The 15,492-nt window shown below is 58.5% G+C and carries 16 protein-coding genes; 11 read left to right on the top strand and 5 right to left on the bottom strand.

The window, feature by feature from the left end; all coding sequences use genetic code 11:
• Nucleotides 1-14 precede the first annotated feature (14 nt).
• Nucleotides 15-1,052 (bottom strand): cysteine synthase A, encoded by a 1,038-nt coding sequence (locus ACSV9I_RS04600; protein WP_054159986.1) that lies wholly within the window; start codon nt 1,050-1,052, stop codon nt 15-17.
• A 378-nt stretch (nt 1,053-1,430) separates the two neighbouring features.
• On the opposite strand from ACSV9I_RS04600, the gene ACSV9I_RS04595 reads away from it, so the two are divergent.
• A complete protein-coding gene (locus ACSV9I_RS04595) occupies nt 1,431-2,045 on the top strand; it encodes a DUF2799 domain-containing protein (RefSeq protein WP_438327581.1) in 615 nt (204 codons plus the stop codon).
• Nucleotides 2,046-2,208: 163 nt separating this feature from the next.
• Entirely contained in the window at nt 2,209-2,604 is a 396-nt protein-coding gene (locus ACSV9I_RS04590) for a hypothetical protein (protein ID WP_438327580.1), read from the top strand.
• Here the strand turns inward: ACSV9I_RS04590 and ACSV9I_RS04585 are convergent.
• From ACSV9I_RS04585 to ACSV9I_RS04575, 3 genes are all read right to left on the bottom strand, one after another.
• Nucleotides 2,577-3,482 (bottom strand): hypothetical protein, encoded by a 906-nt coding sequence (locus ACSV9I_RS04585; protein ID WP_438327579.1) that lies wholly within the window; start codon nt 3,480-3,482, stop codon nt 2,577-2,579. The two genes, ACSV9I_RS04590 and ACSV9I_RS04585, sit on opposite strands and share 28 nt — an antisense overlap.
• 106 nt (nt 3,483-3,588) lie before the next feature.
• On the bottom strand, nt 3,589-5,043 hold the full coding sequence (locus tag ACSV9I_RS04580) for a cryptochrome/photolyase family protein (RefSeq protein WP_438327578.1): 1,455 nt from the start codon (nt 5,041-5,043) through the stop codon (nt 3,589-3,591).
• A gap of 124 nt (nt 5,044-5,167) precedes the next feature.
• Complete coding sequence (locus ACSV9I_RS04575) at nt 5,168-5,395, bottom strand: hypothetical protein (RefSeq protein WP_054159981.1); 228 nt, start codon at nt 5,393-5,395, stop codon at nt 5,168-5,170.
• A 327-nt stretch (nt 5,396-5,722) separates the two neighbouring features.
• Here ACSV9I_RS04575 and ACSV9I_RS04570 point away from each other — a divergent pair, with 327 nt between their 5' ends.
• The 5 genes from ACSV9I_RS04570 (at nt 5,723) to ACSV9I_RS04550 (ending at nt 9,639) form a co-directional block, all read left to right on the top strand.
• Nucleotides 5,723-6,898 (top strand): tyrosine-type recombinase/integrase, encoded by a 1,176-nt coding sequence (locus ACSV9I_RS04570; RefSeq protein ID WP_438327576.1) that lies wholly within the window; start codon nt 5,723-5,725, stop codon nt 6,896-6,898.
• Between the two features lie 79 nt (nt 6,899-6,977).
• Nucleotides 6,978-7,256, top strand: a complete 279-nt coding sequence (locus ACSV9I_RS04565; RefSeq protein WP_438327574.1) for a helix-turn-helix transcriptional regulator — start codon at nt 6,978-6,980, stop codon at nt 7,254-7,256.
• A 265-nt stretch (nt 7,257-7,521) separates the two neighbouring features.
• A complete protein-coding gene (locus ACSV9I_RS04560) occupies nt 7,522-7,776 on the top strand; it encodes a hypothetical protein (protein WP_438327572.1) in 255 nt (84 codons plus the stop codon).
• Nucleotides 7,751-9,154: an AAA family ATPase gene (locus ACSV9I_RS04555; RefSeq protein WP_438327567.1), complete on the top strand. Its 1,404-nt coding sequence runs from the start codon at nt 7,751-7,753 to the stop codon at nt 9,152-9,154. Before ACSV9I_RS04560 ends, ACSV9I_RS04555 begins: the two co-directional genes overlap by 26 nt.
• A gap of 269 nt (nt 9,155-9,423) precedes the next feature.
• Nucleotides 9,424-9,639 carry a hypothetical protein gene (locus tag ACSV9I_RS04550; protein ID WP_438327565.1) on the top strand — a complete coding sequence of 72 codons (216 nt, stop codon included), beginning with the start codon at nt 9,424-9,426 and terminating at the stop codon, nt 9,637-9,639.
• Between the two features lie 744 nt (nt 9,640-10,383).
• Here the strand turns inward: ACSV9I_RS04550 and ACSV9I_RS04545 are convergent.
• Nucleotides 10,384-10,629: a hypothetical protein gene (locus ACSV9I_RS04545; protein WP_438327562.1), complete on the bottom strand. Its 246-nt coding sequence runs from the start codon at nt 10,627-10,629 to the stop codon at nt 10,384-10,386.
• A gap of 223 nt (nt 10,630-10,852) precedes the next feature.
• On the opposite strand from ACSV9I_RS04545, the gene ACSV9I_RS04540 reads away from it, so the two are divergent.
• The 4 genes from ACSV9I_RS04540 (at nt 10,853) to ACSV9I_RS04525 (ending at nt 15,464) form a co-directional block, all read left to right on the top strand.
• A complete protein-coding gene (locus tag ACSV9I_RS04540; RefSeq protein WP_438327561.1) occupies nt 10,853-11,590 on the top strand; it encodes a hypothetical protein in 738 nt (245 codons plus the stop codon).
• Nucleotides 11,591-12,332: 742 nt separating this feature from the next.
• Nucleotides 12,333-12,752, top strand: coding sequence for a hypothetical protein (locus tag ACSV9I_RS04535; RefSeq protein WP_438327559.1), 420 nt, complete (start codon nt 12,333-12,335; stop codon nt 12,750-12,752).
• Nucleotides 12,733-13,932, top strand: coding sequence for a phage portal protein (locus tag ACSV9I_RS04530; RefSeq protein WP_438327556.1), 1,200 nt, complete (start codon nt 12,733-12,735; stop codon nt 13,930-13,932). Before ACSV9I_RS04535 ends, ACSV9I_RS04530 begins: the two co-directional genes overlap by 20 nt.
• Nucleotides 13,929-15,464 (top strand): phage major capsid protein, encoded by a 1,536-nt coding sequence (locus ACSV9I_RS04525; RefSeq protein WP_438327555.1) that lies wholly within the window; start codon nt 13,929-13,931, stop codon nt 15,462-15,464. Before ACSV9I_RS04530 ends, ACSV9I_RS04525 begins: the two co-directional genes overlap by 4 nt.
• Nucleotides 15,465-15,492: the final 28 nt, after the last annotated feature.

Here is a 15,492-nt window from a genome sequence, read left to right as displayed (position 1 = left end):
CTTTCGGATGAGGATCAGGCCGTCTCGAAGGGCAGGTCGAAATCGGCGCGCTTTTCGAGCCAGGTCGGGATCGGCAGACCCTTGGAGCGCAGGAAATCCGGGTTGAACAGTTTCGACTGGTAGCGATTGCCATAGTCGCACAGGATCGTCACGATCGTATGGCCCGGGCCGAGATCCTTTGCCAGCCGCATGGCGCCGGCAATGTTGATGCCGGAGGAGCCGCCGAGGCAAAGGCCTTCGTTCTCGACAAGGTCGAAGACAATGTCGAGCGCTTCGGAATCGGGGATCTGATAGGCGAAGTCAGGCGTGAAACCTTCGAGGTTGGCCGTGATGCGGCCCTGGCCGATGCCCTCGGTGATCGAGGAGCCTGCCGATTTCAGCTCGCCGTTCTTGTAATACTCGTAAAGCGCAGCGCCTTCCGGATCGGCGATGCCGATCTTGACGCCGGGCTTTCTGTTGCGAAGACCGATGCCGGTGCCGGCAAGCGTGCCGCCCGAGCCGACTGCGCAGATAAAGCCGTCGACCGCGCCGCCGGTCTGCTCGAAGATCTCGCGCGCCGTCGTTTCGATATGCGCATCGCGATTGACGGTATTGTCGAACTGGTTCGCCCAGATCGCACCATTGGGCTCGGTCTTGGCAAGCTGGGCGGCGAGCCGTCCGGAGATCTTCACATAGTTGTTCGGGTTCTTGTAAGGCACCGCCGGCACTTCGACGAGTTCTGCGCCGAGCAGCTTCAGCGCATCCTTCTTCTCCTGGCTCTGGGTTTCCGGAATGACGATCACGGTGCGATAGCCAAGCGCCTTGGCCACCAGTGTCAACCCGATGCCGGTATTGCCGGCCGTGCCCTCGACGATCACGCCGCCGGGACGAAGCAACCCGCGCCGCTCGGCATCCCGGATGATGAAGAGGGCAGCGCGATCCTTGACCGACTGGCCGGGATTGAGGAATTCGGCCTTGCCGAGGATCGTGCAGCCGGTCGCCTGCGAGGCGCCCTTCAGCCGGATGAGCGGGGTATTGCCGATCGCTTCGAGAACCGAGGGATGAAATGCCATGATGCCTGCCTTTTCGTCTGACGCGGACACTAGAACCAAATGCGCGGGTAAGAAAACCACCGGGGCCAGAGATTTCGTCTGTATGGACAAGAATATGATGGGCCGGGGTTGCAACGTGTGAACAGGTCTTTTCGGCGCGACGGCGAAAGAAGGCAAGGAATGGCTTTTCGTGCGTGGGCGGGGCGAGGGAAAAACCATCTGCTTCACCACAGGTCGTGGTGTCGAAGAGCCGAAACGACGGATCGACACGGGCCAATTTAGGGAGCACTGATCGCTTCCATAGGAACGTCTGTGCAAGGCCCTCTCCGCGCGCTTGGATGAGATGCGGCGACCCGCTATGGTTGCCAGCCAAGGTTTGAGGTCAATTTGGGGGTCAGCATGCGTATCTATCTCTGGGCGGCAGTCGGCATGGCCCTGGCCGCGCTATCTTCGTGCAACTCCATGTCGAAGGAAGAGTGTGCGGCCGCCGATTGGTCTGTCATCGGCCAGGCGGATGGCGGGGCGGGTGAAAATCCGCAGGAGCGGTTCGCCGCCCATGTCAAATCCTGCGCCCGCATCAATGTCGTGCCCGACCAGACCCAATGGTATCAGGGCTATCAGGTCGGCCTGACCCGTTATTGCACACCGCTGAACGGCCTCAGCCGCGGCGAGGCGGGCGATGCCTATTACAATGTGTGCCCGGCTGAGACGAGCGCCGGCTTCCTGCGCGGCTATGGCCTCGGCCAACAGGCCTACCGCGCCCGTTCGCGCATCTCCTCGTTGAAGAGCGATGTATCGTTCAAGGACATGCAGATCGACCGCAATTATGACGCCATCAAACGGACCGAGGACGGCAAGATGCGGCGCACCCTGCGCGACGAGATCGACCGTCTGGAGCGCGACATCCGCCGCGCCGAGCGCGAGATCGCCGATCTCGAATTCGATCTCTACGCGATCGAACGGGATGTCGAGGCTTTCAGGCGCAATCCGAATGGGCCGGTGCCAGGGTATTGAGGCGCCTGGCTGCTAGTGTGACCGACAGGCGATGGCTGCTTGAGCTAAATTCAGTATCGGGAATGCGATTAAGTAACTCCCTAAATTTTTAAGGGTTTGATTAAGGGGAAGGTTGGAATCCGGGCGTAACCTGAGGGCTCACACGTCAGTCAGGATGTCCCCCATGATATTCCTTCTTTCGCTTATGGCATGTGTATTCCTGGTGATCGCCAGGGGACTTCAGATCCAGAGGGACTTGGTCACTCGCCAGTATTCTTGGCGAAGTGCCGCCCTGGTTTCGGTCGCGTGGTTGGTCACCTTTGTTCCAAGCCTTCAATCGGCCTGCACAGGCTGGGGCTGTCGCTGGAGCGTCAGCGTGGTCTGGCTGGCAAACCAGTTGCGCGAAGTGCCGACATTCGGTCGCCTGAGCCAGGATCAGGTTGCCACGATCACGATGCTGTTGGTTGGCCTCCTGACGATCCTGTTCCTCGGTCAATTGCTGGGATGGCTGCTTTACGGCACGCAACGCCTTCTGCGGCGACCTGCCAGCGTTCAGCACGGCTCGCGTATCAGAGATTGATAATAGGGGTCAGCAAGGGTCTCTCTGGCTTCGCGTTGCATAAGGTCGAAATTCTCGCTTATGTGCTTCTTATAGGCGCCGAGCGTGCCGTCGAACCGAAACGTATCTCGCGAAAACAGTGTTTTGAGTGCGATTAAATCGTAGAGGCAGATATTCTTCACGTTATCTGCCATCCATTGCCGTTTTGCAGACGTGCTTTCGGCAAGCTCTTCCGCGCCTATCTCGCGCCGCCAGCGCTCTTGGATCAGGGATCGCGGCTTGAACGTTACCTTTATGTCTTTTGCGGCTAAAAGGATCTGGAGAATCTCTTGCTGAATGACATTGTTGGCGATGATCTCGTCCTCAGCGGTCTTCCCGCCACCAAATTCCGACATCGCGGCATAGGCAAAGGGTTCTTGCCGATCATTTGCAAAAATGACGCCCATGCCATTCGTGTCCATGGGAATGTCAATTGGCTTGGTCGCGCCAACCTTGCTGGCAATGAAGGAGATATCTTCGATTATTTTTAGTTTCGCTTCATGGCCACCTGCATGAATATGCACATGGAGGAAGGTGAGACTGGAACAGGCTGTGACATTGTCGTGAAAGGTCGCCTCGATGTCCAAAGCGGTGCTGGTCCGTATCAACGACAAAAAGCGCTGAACGCGAGATCTGCTTGCCTCCGATGGGGTGCCGACCACGCAGACGTGCAGAGGATTGCCCCAACGGGTGACCATCCGATCGTCGTCATTCTCGCCGTCTGCGACCGCGCTGATGAAGAAACGCGTGAAGTCTTCCGCTTCCGCGTCGGGTTGGCGCAGGGAAAGGATGCCGGCTACAGCGGCCAGGATCACGAATGTGCCGGCGACCATAAACCAGCGGCGGAGTGATATCGTCATTGGTATGCCTGCAGCGGGTTATGAGCTTGCAAACCGTTAACATGGGTCTCTGCGGGTCGCCATGGTTCCTATCGCGCAACCTTTGATTTCAATTGGTTATCTCAGCTCACTCTGCCCTCAGCTTCTGAAACGCCGCCATCGCCGCGTCCCTGGCCTTGCTGTGATCCACAATCGGTGCCGGATAGGTCTTGCCGAGGCTGACCCCTGCGTCCCTGAGCACCGTCAGCGGTGCGTCAAACGGCCGGTGGATGAATTTGTTCGGCATTGCCTTCAGTTCCGGCACGAATCGGCGGACGTAAATGCCCTCGGGGTCGAATTTCTCGCCCTGGGTGATGGGGTTGAAAATGCGGAAGAAGGGCGCGGCGTCGGCGCCGGAGCCGGCGACCCATTGCCAGCTGGCGGCATTCGACGCCGGGTCGGCATCGACGAGCGTGTCGCGGAACCAGCGCTCGCCTTCGCGCCAGTCGATCAAAAGGTCCTTGATCAGGAACGAGGCGACAATCATGCGCACGCGGTTGTGCATGAAGCCGGTCTGCCAGAGCTGGCGCATGCCGGCATCGACGATCGGGTAGCCTGTCTCACCCTTCTGCCATTTTTGAAGCAGGTCCGGTGCATCCTGCCAGGGGAAGGCATCGAACTTGGCGTTCCAGTTCCTGGTCGCGAGATCGGGGAAGTGGAAGAGCAGGTGGTAGGAGAAATCGCGCCAGACCAGTTCCTTGCGGAAATGGATGGTGTCTTCGCTGGAATAGTCGTCGGAAAGGCCGCGCGTTGCCTGCCATACGGACGCTGGCGAGATTTCGCCGAGCGCCAGGTGCGGTGAGAGCATCGAGACATGCGGCTCAGCGGCAAAGTCGCGGCGTTCGCGATAGCCCTTGAGGCCCGTCTTGATGAAAGCGTCGAGACGACGATGCGCGCCAGCCTCGCCCGGTGTCCATACGTCATTGAAGGGGGCAGCCCAATCCGGTTTGGTCGGCAACAGAGCCCAGCTCTCGAGCGCTTCGCTCTCTGGCCAGTCCGCCGGTGCAGAAAGCGCTTTTGGCGCGGGGATTGGTTCCGCTGGCTCGCCTGATCCATCCAGCGCTCGCCAGAAGGGTGTGTAGACGCGGAAATGCCCGCCGGCCCCGGTTTTCAACTTGGTGGGTTCATGCAGGATCTGGCCGGCAAAGCTGCGCAGCTCGAGGCCGCGTTCGGAAAGCTCAGCCTTGATCGCGCGGTCTATGACGATTCCTCGCGGATCGTAGCGGCGATTCCAGAAGACGGCGTTGGCCCCGGTTTCCGCAATCAGTGATGAAAGAACGCTGTCGGCCGGACCTGAGCGCAATACAAGCCTCGCGCCGAGCGTCTCCAGGCTCGCGGCAAGGGCGGTGAGCGAATGATGCAGCCACCAGGCTTGTGCAGCTCCCAAGGGGCCGGTGCCGGCCGACTCGGGTTCGCGGATGTAGACGGGCAGAATACGAAAGCCCTCGTCGACGGCGGTCGAGAGGGCTGCATTGTCGGCCAGTCTCAGATCCTTGCGGAACCAGAGAATCAGGATCTTTTCAGAGGGATTGGATGCGGGCATGGGGCAGGGACCTGTGCGGCGGGATAAGAAGGTGCTTACCCACGCCGTACGAAGCCCGTCGCGTGAAGGATCATTGCGACGGACGAATTATATCGGCAATCGCCGAGGATCGGTCCGTCGCGGGTCAGGCGGCGACCCGGCTGCGTCCGGCGAGGCGTGCTTCTTCGGCGCGGATCATGGCCATGATCTGGTCAGCGCTTTCACGCACGAAAAGTCGGTGCAGCTTTTCGGCAACGGGCGCTGTCGTGAGGAGGCATGTATAGCCCTCGCGCTGGTACCAGCGGAAGTCCACCACGTTGTTCATGTTGACGAAAAAGGGAAAACCGTCCCCGTCGTGAAGCTGCAGCCACATTGGCCGATCTCCTTCTCGTGCCACTCGTTCTGGGACTGAATTAGCAGGCAAAGGTGAAGAGGATGTTTCGCCGGGCGGCATGATCGCACCGTTTCGACACAAAATCCGTCTGGACGCGCAAAACGAAAAAGGCCCGCAGCTTTGAAAGCGCGGGCCTTTTAGAATGAGATGGCTCCCCGGGCCTGAGATTTTATAGCAACCAAGATAACCATTGCATCAACAGCGGAGTCTAAAACGCATTGTTTTTCAATGGTTAGCTTGTCCATTGCGTCCATGCGCACTATCTACATACCGCAACCCAATAGTGGGAAAAAGCGGGGAAGGTCGATGGGGATTCATACTCAGAACGTGCTGACCGTGAAGGGTATTGCGGCCAGCAAGTCTAAGAAACTGCGCGATGGCGGAGGGCTATGGCTCGTGCAGAAAGGCGACGGCAGATATTGGATCTTCAGTTACACGCTTGCCGGTCGTCGTCGCGAGATGGGAGTCGGCCCGCTTCATACAGTTGGACTTGCCGACGCCAGAGAGCGTGCGGCCAGGGCGCGGGAAATGGTTCGGGCAGGGATCGACCCAATCCGCGATAAGCGCCAGGCACTTGCCGAGCAGCCTCAACCAACGACATTCGGCGAGTATGCGGACAGCTTCATTGACGAGGCCGTGAAGCACGGCAGGTGGCGGGGCAACAAGACGGAAGCTCGCTGGCGGAATATGATCGCCAACCACGCCGCCCCGATCCGCCACAGGCCGATCGCCGACATCGATATCGACGACGTGAAGACGGTCCTAAGGCCGTTGTGGGGCGTGAAGCAGGAGAGCGCTGAGAAGCTGCGCGAATGTATTGAGCGGGTGCTTGATGCGGCCCGAGTCGAGAAGCTGCGCACAGGTGACAATCCGGCTGCTTGGAGGGGCAATCTTGAGCACGTGCTGCACAAGCCCGCCAAGCTCGAAGGCGAGGGGCATCATGCCGCTATGCCTCACGACCAGATGAAGGACTTCATGAAGTCTCTGGCTGGTCTCCAGGGCGTGTCGGCACGCTGCCTTGAGTTCACCATACTGACCGCGGCGCGCAGCGGGTCCGCAAGAGGTGCGCTTTGGACCGAGTTTGATTTCAAGGGTAAGATCTGGACCGTGCCGGCGGCTCGCATGAAGACCGGCAAGACGCATCGTGTGCCGCTGTCGGCGGCGGTCGTGGAGTTGCTGGACCGCATGAAAGCGGAGTCTATCAATGAGTACGTTTTCCCGAGTGTCCGAAGTGGCAAGCCGTTGTCTGATATGGCGCTTGGCAAGGCGCTGGCATCTGCAGGAGGAGGGGAGTACACGCCGCACGGCTTCCGGTCTACATTCCGCGACTGGGCAACAGAGGTCGCTCACGTGCCGCGAGAGATTGCGGAAGCTGCCCTGTCTCATGCTGTTGGTGATGCGGTGGAAAGAAGCTATGCGCGCTCGGATGCGTTGCAAAGACGCCACACACTGATGGAACAGTGGGCAAAATACTGCCTCTAACCGCTTTATCCATGTTGACTAATTTGTAGAATGGGCTTAACTGGTAAGTTGCGTATGGATACAGGTAAGCCAATTATTCATGCGTGTCAATAAAATTGCAGAATTCTACAAAGGTGTCAACCCCACAGAGGAGAAAAAAATGGAAAAAGCTGCCAACGATAATTTCCCAGTTCTGATCAGCCTGAACGACGCCGCCAAAATCACCAGCATGAGCCGCAGCATGTTGAACCGCTACCGCTCGGAAGGACGCTTTCCTGTTGCTGTCGAACTAGGTGACAGGCGCGTGGCGTTTGTTCGGGCAGAAGTGCTGGAGTGGGTGAGGGGCAAGATTGCCAACCGGCAGCAGGTGGCAGCATGAAGATCGCCGTCCACACTGAAAACGAACCAAAGGGAATTGAGGTCGACTGGCCGCACATACCCGGTACGGGCGACTTCGTCACTTGGCGATACTCCCACAATGCAGAGAAATTCCGAGTTGAGCGCGTTGACTACGATACAGACAAGAGCGGCGCCCTTGTGAGTGCCTCTGTTCACCTGACGCTCTAACCAGGCCCCCACTACGCCATCAATCACCAACCGCCTGCCGGCTATCGTCGGCGGGTCGATCAACCACGGGAGGGCGAATGCAAATCCTATCCATAACCCCGACCCCGGATGACGGACGGCCGGGCGTCAGAGAGGTCGCGAAGTTCGATCTACAGGTGACGCCAGAAGTTCGACTTCTGGGCTGCAAGTTAATGCAGGCACCCGACGGAAAGCGCTTCTCCTACGGCCCTGCCGCAAGGGGCAATCGCGCCGCTAGCTTCACCCATGACTATGCAGTCCGCGTCACAAAGGAGGCAGAGAAAGCCTATGAACAATTCCGCAGCGCAGCCTAACGGTTCGCCACTTGAGCCGGGTGATGAGGTTGATCATGAGGTTTTCGGTCGTGGCGTAGTCGTGCGGGCTGGCCAATGGATGTCATCTGTTACCATTTCGGACGGAACCACGCCCCTCATCTTCAATAGCGGTCTAAAGCTGGTGAAGCCTGCGGCCGCAAATGACAACGCCCCGCAGACTGTTCCGGCCACGCCAGCCGGACTGGACATCTTCGCATGGAAGGCTAGCCGTTTCGCTGGTGAGCCCGAGCCAGTCGAGTACCTTGTCGACGGCGTTATTGAATCCGGCATCCCTGGGATGATTGCCGCCATGGGGGAGGTCGGAAAGTCCTATTCACTCCTTGAGCTTTCCCGCCGCATCGCTTTTGGCTCGCCGCGATACGCACCGCCCATCTTTGGCGGCCAGGTTGTGCAGGAAGGCACCGCCGTCTTTCTCACGGGCGAAGACGACCAGAAAGCCATGCACCGCCGAATTGCCTCGCTCGATCCCGATGGCGAGCGCTTTACGGCCAAGGGCGACAAGCTCCTCGTGATCCCGATGCCCTCTGCAGTGGGTGCAATCGAGCCGTTCTGGCGCCAAGACAAGCAACGCGGACTTGTGCCGACGGATGCCTGGGCACGCTTCGTTGGCCAGCTTGCCGATATCCGTGATTTGCGATCTGTCGTCATTGATCCTTTGCAGCTTTTCGCTGCGATCCCCCTGAATGAGGATCCGGCCGCAGGGCAGTTCGTTTGCGGCCAGGTGGCCACGGTCGCCGCGCAATTGAAGACGAATATCTTCTTCGCTCACCACATGAAGAAGAGCGGTCGAGAAATCCAAAACCTGTCAGACGCGCGCGATGCTGTCCGCGGCACGACTGCACTCGTCGACGGCGTGCGCCTCGCTTATGGCCTTTGGTATGGAGAGCAGGACAAGGCGCGCAAGACGTGCAAGACGCTCGGCTTGGAATATGCGCCAAACCGCATTGTCATGGGTGGCGTGATCAAGGCTAACGGTGCGGCCCGCCGCATACTATCCACCTACGCCAGAAACGACTTTGGCCTGCTCATCGACAAGACGGCGGGCCTTGGCTCGTCGGCGCCTGATCAGGGTGACTTGCGTGCCGCTCTGGTGATTGCCGTCGAGGCCGCTGCCGTGTCTGGCCAGCCGTTCACGAAGACGGGGGCAACCGGCCTGTATGCGATGCGAGAACGCTTGCCGGAAGAGCTAAAGAGCTTGGCAAGGCACAAGCTTGAAGGGCTCGCTGCTGAAGCGATTAGCAGTGGTGCTATTGTTCTATGCCTTGCTGGTGGGACCGTGGCCAAGTGGCTAGACGTACCGGGCGGGCAGTTCGCAACCGGGCTCGGAGGTTTCCGGAAAGGTATGGTTAGAGCCTGAATATGCATTGCCACTAATGTTGGAAACGCATGGTTTCCATGGAAATGGAAATACTAAGTGCCTGAAATGGCTTGGCTTTCCATTTCCATTTCCACCGTTTCCAACGAAACTGGAAACGTTCTAAGTCATTGAAAACGTTGATATTTCCGGATTTCCAAAGATAACCCCCTACAGGGGGAAGCGTTTCCGGAAACGCATTCCCTTGTGTGGCTGGAAATCAGTCCGCCTCACAAACCCGAACCAGAGGAGATTACCCAGGATGAAAAAGAATGTTCGCACTACCAAACCCCTACATCGCCGAGCGCCGCGTCTACAGCACCCAGCCTAGCGGCAAGTGCACCCCGTCGTGGGAGCAATGCAAGGTCATCGGCATCACCAAGGACGATGAAGGCGAGCCGGCCTATGTTGTCGAAGTTTATCATTTCGGGACGCAAAGCCTGACGATCGAAACCGAGGTTAAGCGCAGCGGTCCGTCTGGCTTCTAAGCTTGACGCAACGCCGGCCACCGCACTAAATCACCCAACAGGGCCAGCGGTGGCCGACACTCGCGGCGGCATGGAGAACCCTATGTCGATTGGACCAGGCGCCCGTCGCCTTATCACTTACCGAAACCACAAGATCACTGTGACTTGCGACCGCTGCAGCATCTCGCGGCGGTACGACGGCAACGCCATGATTGCTAAACTTGGCGCTGACGTAGTGCTTCCCGACTTGATCGGGCGGCTAGCCAAAGCAGAAGGCTGCGAACTCATCAACGCGCCGACGCCAAACGGTTTGAGGTGTGGGTTGCGGTATGCGCGGGCAGGCAACTAATTTCTTGTCTGCTTAAAAGCGCCGTTAGTGTGCTCGTCGATCAGCTCGAACGCGCCCGAGATCACACCATTGAGAGGGTTATCACGACAGAATTTGTCCATCCAAAGGTAAACTTGCTCTGGCTTTAGATTTGAGCCCGTCGCATTCCAAAACTCGACACCCGACCCAAGCGCGAGCCCATTCATGGTGCCTTGGAGATATGCTTCGTAGACGCCAGCAGTGCCTCTTAGTCTATGTTGCGACCAGAGACCGCAATCTATAATGCCAGAGGTGTATATTGGTTTAGCGCTCGCCAAAGTCGGCGCAAGCATGCAGACGGCTATGGTTATTGCTATGCTATTGCGCATCTTCACCTGAGTGTATCTAGAATCGTAGACGATCGACGTGCGCAGAATTATCAGTGTCCGAAGCAGCTCTTAGCGTGATCTTGGAGAATTCAACGACGGAGCGACGAACCCATCCGCCCCAAGATTCAAAAGCAAAGCCTCACATTTCGCCTTCAAAGTTGGATCTGCTTCTGAATCGCGGATCTTGCGAATTGTAGCTATGTCATCAGCGGCAGATGCTAACATATGCCCTCCGCCGCTCAACTGAATCCGTCTAAATTCTTCTTCGTATTTAGCTTCGAGTCCACGAATAATGGTATTATTTTGGCTGATCATCTCAAGGATCCCTGAATTAACAATACAAGAAATAGTAGAGGCGCCAACTGGTGTCAATTTTGAATGTATAGAACACACCAGATGAGCTCGATTAAAAAAAGCTTGACTTTTTGAGAAAACTGTGAAGCGCATATTGACAAATTTGTAGAATTGTCGCATACTACCAAAATCGACACCATGTCGATTTGCAGCGCCGGGAACACCGGCAAGGCGCCGACCAGGGATGGCAGCGCTACTCTTTCAACGGGGGAAGACGTTGAAAATCAAATTTGCACGCAAGAACACCGACGGCCAAGTTTGGGAATGGCCGGCAAGCAACATGGGGCCTCATCGGCCCGCAACGCTTAAAGGCGCCAAAGTCACCGGATCCGATATCGACGCCTTTCGCCAACGTGGCGTTGCCGTCTACTCCTCTAGCTTCCATGAGCCGCAGGCTGCGAACGACAATCAAGACTGGCCGCTCGCAAAGCTCCTGCGCACCGAGCGCAACGACCATTGCCTCGCGCTCGCCGAGCGTTACCGCGATCTACATGACACAGCTACGCGGCCGACCGAGCTCGTCGGCAAGGAAGCGAATAACCTCTACCTCGTCCAGAACGTCGACGAAGAAGGCAAGCTCAAAGGCGCTAAGGTGTTGAAGGGTAAGAAGGCAGTCGTCGACGTGCAGCCCCGTCGCAACCTAGCAGCCCCAGTCCCCAAGAAGTGGCAAGGCGACTGGCCGATCCTTGCGGCAATTGATGCCAAGCGCGAGTTGGCAATCATCCGCGCAAAGCTGGCTTACGTGCCGAAGATCTTGGACGCATTCGAGTGGTCGGTGGTGGATAACCTCACCCTTGAGGAGATCGGCAAGCGGCTGGGCGCTGGCAGCAAGGGCGCAAAGGGCGAAGCCCGTGCCCGTGTCTTCGATGGCTTCGAGATTGTCGATCGGCATTGGCGAGCCCAAGACCGCAGGGCCGCGTAGGGGTACCCCATTTTCCCGCGCCAAATGGGTAGGGAGAGAAGAGGCTCGCAGCGATGCGGGCCTTTTGCGTTTCAGGAAGCTTTCCCTTCCTGACTAGGTGGGTGGCCGCGCGCGGTCGCTCACCTCCAGATCGCAGCAAGTTGGCGCAGAGGGAAACGTAGATGAGTAATTACGTCGAAACGCGAACATTCCGCGAGTGGCATTTGGGGCCTGATCCAATCGGCATGGCGATATCGGATGTTCCAGTTCCCGAGGTGGTCGCGAGGGCTATTGCTGATCACGCGGAGTATGAAGAGCAACAAGTTCGAGGATCTTATCCTTGGTTAGTCCGTCCGGTAGTCCGGTGGCTGCGTCGCGTAGCTGGGCCTTAATTGATCGGGCTGCCAGGGTCTCGTCTTTCACCAATCCAGTAAGAGCCAAAACGATCGCTTTGGTCGCTATCTCCTGAGCGTTCATGCGTTCATCTAGGTCTTTAAGACTTACAGGCATTTGCGTTTCCCCCGTTGTCGACAATCAAAGTAGTGATTGCATAGTGCCGATCTAAGATCAACCTGCGCTGGTAGGTTTCCAATAGCTACTGCACCACCCATTTGCCGAGTTCGGATGTAAAACCGGCAAATATCATCCGATATGCAGCGGGATGCTGCATCTCGTTGATCGAGCCTGGCCGTCGGCGTGTCCTGCCGATGGCCGGGCTTTCGTTTTGCCCTGTTAAAAATCAAACCACTGTTAGGAGGCCCCGATGGCCTGGACTTCTCGCGACCTCACGGTCGCTGAGGCCGCGCGTGTCGTTGGCCTTTCACGTGCTCACCTCGATGTCGTTGTCAGTCGTAACCGCGACATCGACGTCTTGTTTTCCGAAAAGAAGCGCGGCCGTCGCTGGTTCTCGCCGAAGGACATCGCCGTCCTGCGCACTGCCGTCGAGCTCGAACGGGCGGGCCGCAACTGGACCACAGCGATAGCCCAGGCGTTTGAGCATCTGGAGCACCCGCCGCCGCCTGATGCGCTTCTGGTGGTGCCTGTGGCGTCTGTGTCGTGCACGTCAGGGCGCATGCTGACCGGCCTGCCGGATCCTGTGCCGTCCACGTCCTTCATCACAATTACAATCGGCGCCATTGCCGCCGCAGTTCAGGAGGCAATCGATGGCCTGGCCATTCACTAAGCCTGCACCTGTCGTCGACTTCGTGCCCGACACGAAGTCACTTGGCGATCCCACTGCCGAGCTTCTGGAGCTCTTCGGCGCTATCCCAGCCGGCACATCCATCAGCAACGCGGAAGCCTTGTCAGTACCTGCGGTATCCGCTGCCGTCCGTATCATCAGCGAAGCGGCGGCCAGTCTCGACATCAGGCTGAAGCGGAAAGTCGGGGCCGCCGAAACGGACGTGACCGAGCATCCCGCACTGAAGCTGCTGACCGGTCAGGCAAACGGATGGACAAGCGGCTTTGAGCTCATCCGCGACTTGGTGGCGAGCGCACTCACCAAAGATCAGGGTGGCGTTGCGTACGTTACAAAGGTCCGCGGTGAGGTGAGGGAAGTCATCCTGTATCGCGACGGTGTGTTCACTGTGGACACGGACGACAAGACCGGCGAGCCCAAATACCGCCTAGAAGGCAAAGCCGTTCCGGCGGCCAACGTCGTACATGTCCGCGGGCCTTTCACGAAATGCCCGCTCACGATGGCCCGCAGTGCGATCGCCACGGCTTCGGCCATGGAAGGATATGCGAACGGCCTTTGGACGAATGGAGCTCGTCCCGGTGGCGTCATCCAGACGCCAAACAAGCTCGGCGCTGAGGGCGTCAAGGCCATGCTAGCGGGTTGGAAGGCAGCTTTCAGCGGCAAGGCAAACGCCGGCAAGACTGCCGTGCTCTATGAGGGCGCCACTTACCAGCAGATGGCACTGACCAGCGTCGACGGCGAGTTCACGGCCAGCCGCACGTTCCAGATCTTGGAGATTGCGCGCGCGTTCAGGGTGCCGCCTGGCATGCTCTTCGAGCTCACCCGCAACACGTGGGGCAACTCGGAACAGCAGGCGAAGGAGTTCATCCAGTACACGCTAATCCCGTGGCTGCGGATCCTTGAGGGCGCATTCAATCGCGCGCTCCTAACCGATGCCGAGCGAGCCGATTATCGCTTTGCCTTCGACATCGACGACACCAGCCAAGCAGATCTTACGGCCCGCGCGACGGCTATTAGCACGCTCATTGCGGCCCGCGTTCTCAATCCGAACGAGGCACGTGATTGGCTCGGCATGCAGCCCCGGCCAGGCGGCGAAGAGTTTGCAAATCCGGCGATCGACACCGCGCAGCCTGCAAACGACAATCAATCACAGGAGGCGGCGTGACCGTCGATTTTCTAGAGTTCAAGGCCGCCTTCACGGCGGATGATACCGGCCTCGTCGAAGGCAAGGCATGGGACTTCTCCAGCGCTGACCGCGTTGGCGACGTCATCGAGCCGGCAGCCTTCGCCAGCGCCGTTGGCAAGTCGCTTCCGATGTTATTCGCCCACGATCAAGCCCAGGTTCTAGGAACTTGGGAAAGCGTCAGCGTCGATGCGGATGGCCTGAAAGTCAAAGGCCGGCTGCTCGTCGACGACGTCGCACGCGCCAAAGAAGTTCGTGCGCTTCTGCGCGCGAAGTCGGTCACGGGGCTATCTGTTGGCTTCATGACGAGAAAGGCGGCGCCTCGCAAAGGCGGCGGCCGCACCATCACCGACTTGGACCTCATGGAAGTGTCCCTCGTCGCAATCCCCGCGCACCCAGGCGCGCAAATCTCTCAGATCAAGGAACTGTCCATGACCGCTGAAACCAAGACCGTTGAACAGCTCGCTACCGACCTCAAGGCCGCGAACGACAACATCCTAGCCGTCACGAAGCGTCTCGAAACTGCCGAAACGGCGCTCGCCCGCCCGGCCATTATCGGCAAGGCAGCCAATGACAACGAGCCTTCGATGGAGCGGAAGGCCTTCGAGTCTTTCATTCGACATGGCGCCGAGCTGATGCCGACCGAAGAGCGCAAGGCGCTAGTCGTCTCTGATGACTCCAAGGGCGGCTATCTCGCACCGGCTGAATTCCAAGCAGAAATCATCAAGAACCTCGTCGAAATTTCCCCGGTTCGCCAGGCAGCCCGCGTCGGGTCGACTGCTGCATCTTCGGTAATTCTACCGCGACGCACCGGAAAACCTACTGCAAGTTGGGTTGGCGAGACAGAAACTCGCCCCGAAACAGGCTCGACGTACGGCCAGATTGAAATCCCAGTCTGGGAAATGGCGGCTTGGGTCGATGTGAGCAATCAGCTTCTCGAAGACGCTGCCATCAATGTCGAGGCCGAAGTCGCCAGCGACCTCAGTGAAGAATTTGGCCGCTTGGAAGGCAATGCCCTTCTGCTCGGCGACGGAGTCAAGAAGCCGAACGGCCTGATGGCGGCTTCCGGCATTACCGAAGTCAATTCCGGCGGAGCAAGCTCGCTCACCGGCGACAGCCTGATTTCGCTCATGTACAGCTTGCCGGAATTCTACCGCAAAAACGGCGTTTGGATGATGAATGGCACAACGCTCGCCTCCATCATGAAGCTGAAGGAAACGGGAACGGGCGCCTATGTCTGGCAGCCTTCTCTGCAGGCCGGCATGCCATCGACGATCCTCGGACGTCCCGTCATCGAAGCGGTCGACATGCCCGACATTGCTGCAAACAGCAACCCGATTGCTTTCGGTGACTTCCAGCGCGGCTACCGAATTTTCGACCGTGTCGCCATGTCGATTTTGCGTGACCCGTACACTCAGGCAACGACCGGCAAGACCCGCTTCCATGCTCGTCGCCGTGTCGGTGCTGACGTGGTACTCGCTGAAGCCATCCGCAAGATGAAAATCGCCGCTTAATCGCGCACCGGGCCGCTTCGGCGGCCCA

This window comes from Rhizobium sp. G187, assembly GCF_051549525.1.
Taxonomy (GTDB): Bacteria; Pseudomonadota; Alphaproteobacteria; order Rhizobiales; family Rhizobiaceae; genus Allorhizobium.
This window is presented reverse-complemented; position numbering and strand designations above follow the sequence as displayed.

Coding starts and splice junctions, on each gene's coding strand:
- ACSV9I_RS04600 (WP_054159986.1), bottom strand. CDS start 1,052: ATGGCATTTCATCCCTCGGTTCTCGAAGCGATCGGCAATACCCCGCTC.
- ACSV9I_RS04595 (WP_438327581.1), top strand. CDS start 1,431: ATGCGTATCTATCTCTGGGCGGCAGTCGGCATGGCCCTGGCCGCGCTA.
- ACSV9I_RS04590 (WP_438327580.1), top strand. CDS start 2,209: ATGATATTCCTTCTTTCGCTTATGGCATGTGTATTCCTGGTGATCGCC.
- ACSV9I_RS04585 (WP_438327579.1), bottom strand. CDS start 3,482: ATGACGATATCACTCCGCCGCTGGTTTATGGTCGCCGGCACATTCGTG.
- ACSV9I_RS04580 (WP_438327578.1), bottom strand. CDS start 5,043: ATGCCCGCATCCAATCCCTCTGAAAAGATCCTGATTCTCTGGTTCCGC.
- ACSV9I_RS04575 (WP_054159981.1), bottom strand. CDS start 5,395: ATGTGGCTGCAGCTTCACGACGGGGACGGTTTTCCCTTTTTCGTCAAC.
- ACSV9I_RS04570 (WP_438327576.1), top strand. CDS start 5,723: ATGGGGATTCATACTCAGAACGTGCTGACCGTGAAGGGTATTGCGGCC.
- ACSV9I_RS04565 (WP_438327574.1), top strand. CDS start 6,978: ATGCGTGTCAATAAAATTGCAGAATTCTACAAAGGTGTCAACCCCACA.
- ACSV9I_RS04560 (WP_438327572.1), top strand. CDS start 7,522: ATGCAAATCCTATCCATAACCCCGACCCCGGATGACGGACGGCCGGGC.
- ACSV9I_RS04555 (WP_438327567.1), top strand. CDS start 7,751: ATGAACAATTCCGCAGCGCAGCCTAACGGTTCGCCACTTGAGCCGGGT.
- ACSV9I_RS04550 (WP_438327565.1), top strand. CDS start 9,424: ATGTTCGCACTACCAAACCCCTACATCGCCGAGCGCCGCGTCTACAGC.
- ACSV9I_RS04545 (WP_438327562.1), bottom strand. CDS start 10,629: ATGATCAGCCAAAATAATACCATTATTCGTGGACTCGAAGCTAAATAC.
- ACSV9I_RS04540 (WP_438327561.1), top strand. CDS start 10,853: ATGGCAGCGCTACTCTTTCAACGGGGGAAGACGTTGAAAATCAAATTT.
- ACSV9I_RS04535 (WP_438327559.1), top strand. CDS start 12,333: ATGGCCTGGACTTCTCGCGACCTCACGGTCGCTGAGGCCGCGCGTGTC.
- ACSV9I_RS04530 (WP_438327556.1), top strand. CDS start 12,733: ATGGCCTGGCCATTCACTAAGCCTGCACCTGTCGTCGACTTCGTGCCC.